The following is an 11,978-nucleotide window of genomic DNA, read 5'->3' on the forward strand; positions in this document are numbered from 1 at the left end:
TATTCTTTTATTTCAATTTTATTCCACAGTCTCAGTAATTAATCACATCAAAAGCTATACCAACCATTTTTATGGTCAATTTACTTGCCAACTTAAATCAAGTCTTCTAACATTGAAAAATTATGCAGCACTTGCGGAAATAAAACATGATCATCGATAAATTAATGGTTAACCAACCTGTTATAGTATCACTGGATGTTGATAATTTATTATTTGAGCGAGTAGAACAGATAAAAGAAGCCGGTTTTACAACGATTGAAATTAACTCTACTGATCCACAATTATTAGCTCAGATTATTAAGCAATGTCCTACGATCAAAATAGGCGCTTGCGGCATAATTGACACACAACAACTAGAACAATGTTATAACGCAGGTGTTCATTTTGCTTCAAGCCCCGGTTTTTTGCCTGCTATTGCACAAACTGCAAACGTTTATTCAATGAACTATCTGCCAGGTGTGGCTACTATTTCCGAAGCCATGGCAGCATTGCATCTGGGCTTCCATCAAGTCCGCCCTTTTCCAGCAAGTTTAGCTTTTTGCACTCTTTTAAATAAATGCTTACCTAACCTTCATTTATTTCCAGCAGAAATAGAGTGGGAAGAAGCAGAACATTTTCTTAATCTGCCCGCAGTTGCTGCTGTAGGGATACATAACCCTGATAAAAAACAACTGGGCGCTCTATCCTCAGGGATCCTTGTTTAACATGCTTTGAGCAGTAGACCAGGTGGGTTCTCACTTAAACAAAACCAAGCAGACTCAGAGCCTCCTCTCTTTTTCAAATTGCACAATGTTGCATTTCATAGGTTTGCGAGATCTTACTAGAATCGCCTTCTCCCTTCGGGAGAAGGTGCCGACAGGCGGATGAGGGGCTCAAATATCATTCATTAAATAGTTTGAGATAACATCCATGACTAAAATAAATAGGGGCTGTACTCCACTTTACCAAAACCTTAAAACCTCATAGCCTGAACTATTAAGATAGTTAGCACGCGTAAACCAAGTCAAGACAAGCTATTGTATTTTTTTAATTTGAGATCTCATGTTGACGCAACCCAATCTTGCTTATTGCTTTATCAAATAACTCCCTACATTTAGTCCATTACTAGTTGGGCTAAGTATTTTGAGGGCGAATTTAATCATTTTTTGATCCCCTCATCCGCCTTTCGGCACCTTCTCCCGGAGGGAGAAGGCAATTCTAGTAAGATCTCGATAAATGAAGGGGATGAATACTCATTGACGGGTAACAAGGAGAATTGGAAACACGTTCTATTCTCTATGGATTAACAAATCCAAAACTAAAATTGCAGCTCCTATACATATTGCACTATCAGCGATATTAAACGTAGCAAAGTGATGATACTTATAGTAAACATCAATGAAATCAATAACATAGCCATGTAATCCTCGGTCAATAAGATTACCCAGCGCGCCTCCTAAAATCAAGCTGATTCCTGCAGATTGCATGCGTGCATTGTCAGGAGTTCGCCATAACCATATCACTAAAATAATACTGACCAGAAGGCTGAATCCAGCAAAAAACCATCTGTGCCAATCACCAGCACCACTTAAAAAACTGAAAGCAGCCCCAGTGTTATAAGCTAAAGTTATATTTAGCATTGGAATTACAGGCATTGGTTTATAAGGAGTTAATAAAACACCAATCCAGTATTTACTTGTTTGGTCGCAGATAATTACAAAAATACTGAGTAAAAACCAATACCATTTTTTCATATGAAAAGCCTCACCTCATCTTGACCACTGATATTGCCCACACAACGCAAACAGAGTTCTGGATGCTCCTTGTTTTGTCCTATATCAGGTCTTCTATGCCAGCAACGCGCGCACTTCTCATGAGAACTGGCAATAACCTCAATCGTTACGCCATATTCTGTTAAGTTCAAACCAGCCGGAGCATTACTCATTGGTAAAACATTCGCGCCTGAAGTCATTAACAAGAAACGCAGCTCTTCTCCCAAACGAGTCAGTTTTGGCACGACCTCGGGTTTTGCATACAGGTTAACTTCAGCAGCCAAAGCAGAACCAATCGCGCCTTTCTGTCTTGTTTCTTCTAAAGACTTATTAACTTCATCACGAATCTGATGCAATTGCTCCCAATCTTCCATATTCACGGCATCGATTGCAGGCCAGGCATCATACCAGCGTTCAATGAAAATGGACTCGCCCTGGTACCCGGGAATGGATTGCCAAATCTCTTCTGCAGTGAATGATAATATAGGAGCAAGCCAAAGAGTAAAGGCCTTTACTATATGATACATAGCAGTTTGACAGGAACGTCTTGCTTTGCTTTCTTTTGCTGTAGTGTATTGCCTATCTTTAATCAGATCCAGGTAAAAGCTGCCCATATCTACTGCACAGAAATTATGAATTTTCTGATATATCACATGGAATTGATACGCCTCATAAGCCGCTACAATTTCATCCTGCAAGATTTGACACCGTTTTAATGCCCATTTATCCAATTCCAATAAATCTTGTGACTCCACGCAATCCTTAGCCGGATCGAAATCAAACAGATTAGCCAATAAAAAACGACTGGTATTACGAATTCTTCGGTATGCATCAGCATTACGTTTAATTATTTCATCTGAAATACTGACTTCATTTCTATAATCAGTAGAAGCAACCCATAAACGTAATATGTCTGCTCCATGCTGATTCACTAATTTATCCAGGGCTACATAGTTGCCTTTGGATTTTGATAATTTCTTACCTTCTGCATCAACTGTATAACCATGGGTCAATACCGTCTTATAGGGCGCAACTCCATTCATGGCCACAGAAGTAGTCAGCGATGAATTAAACCATCCACGGTGCTGATCAGAACCTTCAAAATAAACATCTGCAGGAAAATCCAAATCTTTATTTTGTTTCAAAACACTGAAATGAGATACACCAGAGTCAAGCCAGACATCCATAGTATCTGATATTTTATCGTAATTTTTGGCGTCATCACCAAGTAATTCAGCCGCGTCTAATTCGAACCAGACATCAATTCCTGATTTTTCTATCATGAGAGCTACTTGTTCCAGGAGTTCCAAAGTATTTGGATGAAGTTCCCGGGTGGTGTTATGAACAAATAATGGCATAGGCGTACCCCAGGCTCGCTGCCTTGAAATACACCAGTCAGGCCTATTCTCAACCATATTGCTAATACGCGCTTTCCCCCAGTCAGGCACCCAGTTGACCTTATCAATTTCTCTGATTATGGCCTGTCTTAAATTGGATTTATCCATAGAAATAAACCACTGAGGAGTAGCCAGAAAAATCATCGGTGACTTATGTCTCCAGCAATGAGGATAACTGTGTCTAATCGATTCTTTGGCTAAAAGAGCCCCATTTTCGGATAATTTATCCAGAATAACATCGTTGGATTTTAATACAGAAATACCCGCAAAAAACGCAACATCCTCAGCAAAGCAACCATTAGACTTTACTGGATTGATTAAAGGAAGATTATAAGATTTACCCACCATATAATCATCGGGGCCATGCGCAGGCGCTGTATGTACACAACCAGTTCCAGAATCAGTAGTAACATGTTCACCAAGTACTACCGGCACCTGACGATCATTAAACGGATGCTTTAATTTAAGGTATTCAAATACCGCCCCTTTAGCTGAACCGCAGATCGTGTATTCGCTGATCCCATAGCGCGTCATTACTGACTCAACCAAATCAGTAGCTGTTATATAATATGTATCCCCTGCATCAATTAACGAGTAGTCAATCTCGGGATGCAGACAAACCGCTTCATTGGCTGGCAAGGTCCATGGTGTGGTTGTCCAGATCGGAAGAATCAAGGGTTTATTTTCTACTGTTATTTTAAAACAATTGATAAAATCTGCCGAATCAACAGCAACAAATGCCACATCAATTGAAGGAGAGGTTTTTTCTTCATACTCGACTTCTGCTTCAGCAAGAGCTGAACCGCAATCAATACACCAGTGCACGGGCTTGAAGCCTTGTTGCAGATGACCATTTTTAATCATCAATCCCAATGCTCTGACAATATTGGCTTCATAGCGAAAATCCATAGTCACATAGGGATTGTACCAATCGCCAAATACTCCCAGACGCTGAAATTCATCACGCTGAATATCAATTTGACTGGCTGCGTATTCACGACATTTAACACGAAACTCTCTGGGTGAAATTTTTACACCGGCTTTACCTACTTTCTTTTCTACATTCAGCTCTATGGGTAATCCATGACAATCCCATCCAGGAACAAAAGGAGCATCATAGCCACTAAAGGATTTGGATTTTATAATAATATCTTTAAGAATTTTATTCAGCGCATGACCGCAATGAAGATGTCCATTGGCATAAGGAGGACCATCATGCAGAATAAATTTTTTACTTCCACTTCGGTTTTTACGAATTTTTTCATATACCCCTTTGGCGTTCCAATCAGCCAGCATTTGCGGTTCTCTTGTTGCGAGACTTGCCTTCATTGGAAAAGAAGTATTGGGAAGGTTTAATGTATCTTTATATTCTGCCATTGATGCCTACTCTGCGAAATCGTTAAGTGTTGACGGTTTTATGTACAGTTCAAGCTACTACTGCACTTCAAATTAAAAAATGCTTTTGCCGCCGCAATATCATTTTGAATCTGCGTAATTAAAGCATCCACTGTTGTGAATTTAACCTCATCACGCAATTTGTGCAAGAAAAATACTTGCAACAACTCACCATAGATTGAATCATTAAAATTCAATAAATGTATTTCCAATATGTTTTTAGTTCCATCTACTGTGGGTCGTTTTCCAATATTGGCAACACCTTCAACATATTTAGAACCCATACGAACATGAACAACGTAAACACCCGCTAATGGGAGCGCTAATCGATGCAAACTCAGGTTAGCAGTAGGAATCCCCCACTGTCGTCCGCGACCATCCCCTCGGATCACTCTGCCGCATAAACTATAAGTTCTACCTAGATATCGAGCAGCCAGATTTAGATCACCATGATGCAATGCATTTCTTATTTTTGTTGAACTGACCTTTTCATTTTCAATTAAAAAATCAGAACAGGTTTCTACCTGACATGAGTATTGTGCGCCTAAAGCTTTCAGCATAGGAACATCGCCGGACCTGTTCTTGCCAAATCGAAAATCTTCCCCTACAAGCAAATATTTTACTTTTAATGCATGAAAAAGATATTGATTAGCAAAATCCTCAGCAGTAGTTTCAGCCATGGTTCGATCAAATTTGATGCAATAAATATAATCCAGTTGACATGACTTCAGCATTTCCAATTTTTCCCTTAAACTGGAAAGTCTGGCAGGTGCAGCTTCTTGTTGAAAATACTCTCTGGGTTGAGGTTCAAATAGAACCAGCACCGAAGGCAATTTCATGCTATTCGCTTTATCTCTTAAGGATTTAATCAGATTCTGATGACCTAAATGAATGCCATCAAAATTACCAATCGTAGCTACTACGCCCTTTTCAATTTCAGCAAGATGTTGAACACCACGCAACAGTTTCATTAATCAATTAAATCGTACGAATTAAAGTATAATAGTATACTGGTTTTATTGCCTATTGAGAAATAGAGTATTCATTAATTTTTGATTTCAGTTAAACCTGAACAATACAGGATTAACGAAAAAAATCAGAGGCATGGTAAAACAAATTTTAATGAGGAGAGTTTAGAAAAGCTAAATGCCTGAATTACGCTTCAGCGGGCATTTTATTGGACAACCGGACCGGTGTTTTTTTTGACAAAATTACAATCACATTAGTATAATAGCCGCCAAATTGATTGTTAATGTAACTACCCATGCCAACCAACCTCACTCATGCGATGATTGAAAGCGCCCAGGATGGACAGAGCACCCACAACAAAGTGACCTCAAATGCAGCTGCAATGCTCGCCATCCGACTGGCTTCACGGTATCTTTTAAAAAAAACGGACATCGAAGTATTTGCTCGCCCGGCTGCCTCTTCTACTGCTGCGTCTTCTTCAGCAGTCTCGTCATCGCCTGCAGTCGCAACATCCGTAATGACTCTCGATATGGCCGATAATTCAGTAGCAAAGAAACGGATGAATCACGTCATTAAAAGGTATGACGGGCGACTAGAATCATCCAAGCTGGAGGAGCTCACCAAAGCCTGGCTTAAGGAAACACTGGGGTCGCGCATCTTGAGCAAGGAGCTTGACCGGGTCACTTTGGTGGAAGAGCACAACGGAAGCCTGGTTTCCACAGAATGGTACCTGCCGCTGCCCGAGATTTATGCCACGGTTCTCTCAGCACTGATGGATAAGGACGAATTACGATGGCCGGTGCCCGCTAACAGTACAGCCGAAAATGAGCGGCTGAAGCGCCTTCAGGAGTTTGACCGCATCAACAACGCGCTGGCGAAAGCTAAACCGCGTATCTGCGCTACAGGCATTCGCCATGCATGGCTTATGGCGCTCGATGGCTATGAAGGCAAGCGCCTCCCCCTGAATGCAGAGGATGTCCTCATGCAGGGGTTGTTCGATTTTATGGTGCATGAAGTGCTTGGAAAGCAGATGAACATTCGCTTTCCCGATGGGCGAGACCCGGTGGGCGGTGAGCGCGTCCCATTGCATGCGCATTTTCAGTCCCTGCTTTTGCCATGGTCATACGGCACCATGCCAGATACCGTTCGGGATGCCATCAAGAATGCCGGAGGCTCAGATGCATCACGAGAGTTCGTGCTCGGGCGTTTTCGCACCATCGGTATAGCTCCGGATGCGCCCATGATGCAAAAAATCAACGGATATTGCAGCGAAGAGGGGTTGGAAACCATCCCCTGTACTTTTATCCCCATCCTTGCAACCCTCGAAGGCCATGCCAAGCGCCAGACCCTGGCTGCAAGTTCTGGCAGCATCGCAGCAACGGGTATTCAACCGCTTGCGCTCGAGACGCTCGCCTGGCTTCAGGGAACAGACTTTAGTCCGGAAGCACTGGCCAACCCTGACGCGGCAACCGACCCGTTTAGCACTCTGTACCTCGTTGTCAGGCTTCACGATGCGTTGTATCACTACAAAGACTATAAAAATCTGCTGGACGTCAGCGACATGCCTGAGGAACACAAGGCCGCATGGGTAGATGCACTTCATTTTCTTCGACAATGCCTGCACAATCCGGACCTGTCTCTTGCGCCTCTGCTTGAAGACACGGCTATGCTGGAACATCGTTTACTCGCCTTTGAGCGCGGTTTTGGAGTATGGCGAAACAACACCTATCATGACTTCATCAGCAATTATGCGGCGAACTGGTTTGCCGCAAGCGGTGACGGCGGAATCGACGCTCGTGCGAATCTCTTTGGAAGGCTTTGTGAGCTGTTTTTTCAAGAAAACACCCCGGAGAACGACAGCACTCCGGTTATCCGTGTAAACGATACAATGCTTATCGAATGGATAGCCAGAGCGGGGGAAGACGGCATTATGGAAGTGACGCCCTATCAAATAAACCGCGTCCTGCTTCATGCCCTCTGTTATCCCGAAGACACCTGGTCACCCCTTTTTCGTCAGTGTCTTCCCATCACGATCGCGTTCATCCGCAACCGATGCAATCAGGAGCAGAACACCGCTGGCGAGGCGCTTTCACGAGATTCCTGGCCCGAAGCGTTGCTTGACCAGATTGAACGTGTTGCTGCACCGGACTCGACAGGGGCGCCTTTCTTTCCGGTGCTGCTCACGCCCGGCAATATCACGACCGAATCCAGTCTCGATGTCGCACAACTGCTGGCAGCGTCTAACAACATGCCCGAGGCCATAGTTCGTAAAATCGTTCAACTTTCGGGTTTTTACCCTAATGCCGTTAGCAGCGAATGGTTAACTCCCTTTTATCTTGCGGCAGAGTACGGAAATATAGGCTTTGCGGCCGCCCTGCTTGAGCGAGGCGCAAACTCTATGGTGAAGTTCAAAGGCCGATTCCCTCCACTTCAAGTAGCCATCGATAATCAGCACTTTTCTTTTGTACAATGGTTGCTACAGACACTACCCGAGCATCTACGGGTTGGCGTCGTACTGGCAAGAAACCCTCAAGGCAATACCATGCTGCACCTGGTGACGAATACACACGTTGAACTTCTGAAACAGATTCTGGACTGCCTGCCCGAGACAGAAAGGGCATGCGCTGTGATGGCAAAGAACCATCACAACGATACCGTGCTGCACATTGCCGCAGTAAAACATCCTGAAATCCTGAAACAGCTTCTGGATTGCCTTCCTGAGGAGGCAAGGGTTAATGCTGTGATGGCCAAGAATTATTATGGCGAAACCGTACTGCACTTGGTTGCAAAAATCAACCCAAAACTATTGATCCAGCTTCTTAATTGCTTGCCTGAGGAAGCTCGAGTTAATGCAGTGATGGCAAAGGATGATGATAATGAGAACGATACTTTGCTGCACCTGATCGCCAATAGTTCTATAGAACTCTTGAAACCGATCATAGACTGCCTGCCCGAGGCGGACAAAGCCGGAGCCGCGATATTATATTACACGAATGGCACAACCTCACTGCACCTTGCCATAAAAAGAGGCCCTGAAATATTGAAACAACTGCTGGATTATCTGCCTGTGTCAGACAGAGCCAGGCCCGTAATGACTGCTAACACGGGTAACGGTACTTTGCTGCACGAGGCCGCAAGCGACCCCGAATCATTGGAGCTGCTTCTCGGCTGCCTGCCAGAGGAGATAAGAGCTGACGCTTTGATGACAACTAATGCATTAGGGGATACCGTGCTGCACCAGGCTGCAAACAACCCGGGATCCCTGCAACTGGTTCTGGACTGTCTACCCGAGGCAGCAAGGGGTAGTGCCGTAATGGTATGCAACAAGCAAAAAAACACCCCGTTGCATAAAGCTGCAAATAACCCCAAATCCCTGAAGCTGCTTCTGGACTGCCTACTCGAAGAAAAAAGAGCTGGCTTCGTGATGGCGCGTAACGAGGATGGATATACAGCGCTGCACCTGGCTGCAAACAACGGTGCATCCCTAAACCTGCTTATTAGCTACCTGCCTAAGATGGCAGTGGCAGACGCGATACAAATAAATGATAAATTTGGTAATTCGGTGCTGCACCGGGCCTTAGACTATCCCGAATCCCTGAAACTGCTACTGAACTACCTGCCTGAAGAGGAAAGAGCTAATGCCGTGATGGCAAAGAATTATATTGGCTATACCGTGATGCACTTGGCTGTAAAAAAGTCCGAACGCCTGAACCTGCTTCTGGACTATCTGCCTCAGACAGCAAGGGCTGGCGTCTTGATGGCGAAGAGCAATAAAGGCGATACCGTACTGCACAGCATCGAAGACCCCTCCACAATCAGCAGACTGCTTCTGAACTACCTGCCCGAGACGACAAGGGCGGACGTCCTGATGATAACCAATACGGATGGTGATACCGTGCTGCATCAGATCGCAAAAAATGCCCCAGAACTCCTGAAACAGATTCTGGATTGCCTGCCCAAAGCAGCAAGAGCTGGCGTGTTACTGGTAACGAACGAAGATGATAATACGGTACTGCATGAGGTCGAAAGAAGCCGCCCTGAAATCCTGATACAGCTGCTAGATAGCCTGCCTGAAGAGACAAGAGCTGGGGCAGTGATGATATGTAACAAGTATGGAACTACCGTGCTGCATCGAACCGCAACAAATCACCCCGAAATACTGAAACAGTTACTGGATTGCCTGCCGAAAGCAGTAAGGGCTGAGGCAGTGATGGCAAGGGACTATTATGGCAGTACCCTACTGCATGCGGTCGCAAGACACCACTCAAAATATCTGATTCTACTACTGAATTACTTGCCCGATGCTGCCAAAGCCGACGCGGTGATGAAAAAGAATAGTGATCACCATTCCGTTCTTGATCTGGTTAAACGCTCACACCATTCTCAATCTTTGCATTGTATTGAGGAGGCACTGGAACAAGCAAAACAACGGGCAACTAATCAAACCAGCTTGGAATCAAACATACCCCACTATGATTCAGGCTCTGGTCTATCAACCCCTGCATCTTCATCAGATTTTGATGCTTCTGCACCTCTTGGCTCTCATTCATTTTTTAGTCAACGATCGTTAAGACTACAAGATCCAGGCAGTCCCGAAGAACAAAGTACGTTAAAGAAATGAGTATTAAGCTCAAAATAACATGGTCGGGTACCTCGCCCATAACCTAACGGTTATGGGTATTTCACCCGACACGTTCTAACCATCATTTGCAAACAGAGGCACCATTCCTTTATTGAGCCAGATAGGGTAGGTAAAAAATTCCGAAATTCTGTTAGCATATCTCAAAACATAGGAATTAATTAATGAATCATCAACACAACCTAAACTCAATACAAACACAAACAGTTTTCATTCAATTAGTGATCGATTTTAGGCCGGACAATTAATACGTCACATTCAGCACCATGCAGTATTGCATTTGCTGTAGATCCTAATAATAAAGACAAACCATGTTTGCCATGACTGCCTGTTACAATTAAATCTATTTTGTGTTCTTTCGCTACTCTTAATATCTCATTTTTAGTAGAACCGAATTCAATAAATCGATGTTTCGCATCAACGCCCAATTTATCCGCTAGCTCATCCAGTTCTTTCTCTGCTTGTTCACGAATGGATAACTCGACTTCAGCGAATCCAGCAAATCCAGGATATGCATAGGCCGGAATGGGTTCGACAACATGAACCAGAATCAAATCAGCTCCATTTTCATCTGAAATTTTCTTTGCTTTCTCAGCAGCCCTGACCCCTACTTCATCAAAGTCTGTAGCAAATAACACCCTCTTATACATCTTTTTCTCCTTAAAAATCCGATGTCTGAGTTAAGATTAGCAGATCCCAGCTAAATTTCCCATAATTGGATTTAATTGATTCCTTAAGGACTTATGAAAAAACCCAAGGTCGAGGCAAAAGGAATTTTTAATGAAGACGTTTAGATAAACTACATGACTGAATTAAAAACTCCTTTTAACGAAGAGATTGAGCGTTTTTCGTAAGTCCTGTCCTTGAAACTTGAGTATTTTGTCCCTTTACGATTGGTAACATCATGCAAATTATGGTATAGATACCTCACTTATAATTGCACTAAACATAATCGTTTGGAACTATGTTTCGGCATTTATCACGGTACTCTCTATGCTATTTGATTTATTTGGTGCTTTAGCCTCCCTGCTGTCAACCTATTTTTTTATTCGACTGAATAATAAAGCCTGGCCTATGGGTATATTAGCAACCGTCCTGAATGGATGGCTCTATTGGCATAAGGGAATTTATGCCGATATGATGTTGGAAATTTTTTACTTCCTCAGCATGTGTTATGGCTGGTCATTATGGTATAGACAATCATTAATTAAAGAAACGGCGATACAAAAACCATTAAAAACACTGAACCTGACCCAATGGCTATTACTGACACTCACACTTGGGACTGTCTTTATCTTCATTTATTATATCTTACACAGCTTAACCCACTCTACTGTCGCGATTATGGATGCAGCAACCACTTCAATGAGTCTTGTAGCACAATGGTTAATGTGCCACAAAATAATCGCAACCTGGGTTTTATGGTTTATAACCGACGCTTTATTTGCAGTGATGTATCTAAATAAAAGTCTACCCTTCCACTGCGGTTTAATGCTTATATATACCGGTTTGGCTATTACAGGTTATTTAGTATGGGCAAGAAAATCCAGATTATTTTCTAAAAATAATAACAATTACGAAGAGCGTATTGTTTCAGTTTAAGTTAAAAATATTAAGACTATCCGTTTAAGCAGTGTGTTAACCCGTCATTCAGCACGTTACTCTAACATCCCGAGTGTTATCCCGTCATCCCGAGTGAAACGAGGGCTCTCCTGAATGTGGTTGAAAAGCGAATAGTGCCACATTCAGGAGATCCTTCACTGCGTTCAGGATGACGTATAAAAACTGTCATCCCGAGTGCTAAGCCGTCACCCCAAGTGTTAACCC

Annotated in this window: 7 protein-coding genes; 3 read left to right on the plus strand and 4 right to left on the minus strand. The window is 43.2% G+C overall.

From position 1 onward, the window contains the following. The first annotated feature begins 146 nt into the window (after positions 1–146). Positions 147–704, plus strand: a complete 558-nt coding sequence (locus IZU94_RS07635; RefSeq protein ID WP_203109522.1) for a multidrug DMT transporter permease — start codon at positions 147–149, stop codon at positions 702–704. A gap of 564 nt (positions 705–1,268) precedes the next feature. On the opposite strand, the gene lspA is transcribed toward IZU94_RS07635, so the two are convergent. From lspA to ribF, 3 genes are read right to left on the minus strand one after another with little or no spacing between them, the layout of a single operon-like run. Continuing rightward, entirely contained in the window at positions 1,269–1,733 is a 465-nt protein-coding gene (gene lspA, locus IZU94_RS07640) for a signal peptidase II (RefSeq protein ID WP_203109524.1), read from the minus strand. Further along, positions 1,730–4,525: an isoleucine--tRNA ligase gene (gene ileS / locus IZU94_RS07645; protein WP_203109526.1), complete on the minus strand. Its 2,796-nt coding sequence runs from the start codon at positions 4,523–4,525 to the stop codon at positions 1,730–1,732. The genes lspA and ileS overlap by 4 nt, the downstream gene beginning before the upstream one ends. A gap of 38 nt (positions 4,526–4,563) precedes the next feature. Beyond that, complete coding sequence (gene ribF, locus IZU94_RS07650) at positions 4,564–5,514, minus strand: bifunctional riboflavin kinase/FAD synthetase (protein ID WP_203109528.1); 951 nt, start codon at positions 5,512–5,514, stop codon at positions 4,564–4,566. Positions 5,515–5,807: 293 nt separating this feature from the next. On the opposite strand from ribF, the gene IZU94_RS07655 reads away from it, so the two are divergent. Further along, the gene (locus IZU94_RS07655) at positions 5,808–10,133 is read left to right on the plus strand and encodes an ankyrin repeat domain-containing protein (protein WP_203109530.1); all 4,326 of its coding nucleotides are present in this window, start codon (positions 5,808–5,810) and stop codon (positions 10,131–10,133) included. 236 nt (positions 10,134–10,369) lie between these two features. On the opposite strand, the gene IZU94_RS07660 is transcribed toward IZU94_RS07655, so the two are convergent. Then, a complete protein-coding gene (locus IZU94_RS07660; protein WP_203109532.1) occupies positions 10,370–10,801 on the minus strand; it encodes a universal stress protein in 432 nt (143 codons plus the stop codon). Positions 10,802–11,144: 343 nt separating this feature from the next. Here IZU94_RS07660 and pnuC point away from each other — a divergent pair, with 343 nt between their 5' ends. Beyond that, positions 11,145–11,753 (plus strand): nicotinamide riboside transporter PnuC, encoded by a 609-nt coding sequence (pnuC, locus tag IZU94_RS07665; protein ID WP_203109534.1) that lies wholly within the window; start codon positions 11,145–11,147, stop codon positions 11,751–11,753. Positions 11,754–11,978 lie beyond the last annotated feature (225 nt).

Origin of the sequence: Legionella bononiensis (genome assembly GCF_016786215.1) — a bacterium.
Taxonomy (GTDB): Bacteria; Pseudomonadota; Gammaproteobacteria; order Legionellales; family Legionellaceae; genus Legionella; species Legionella bononiensis.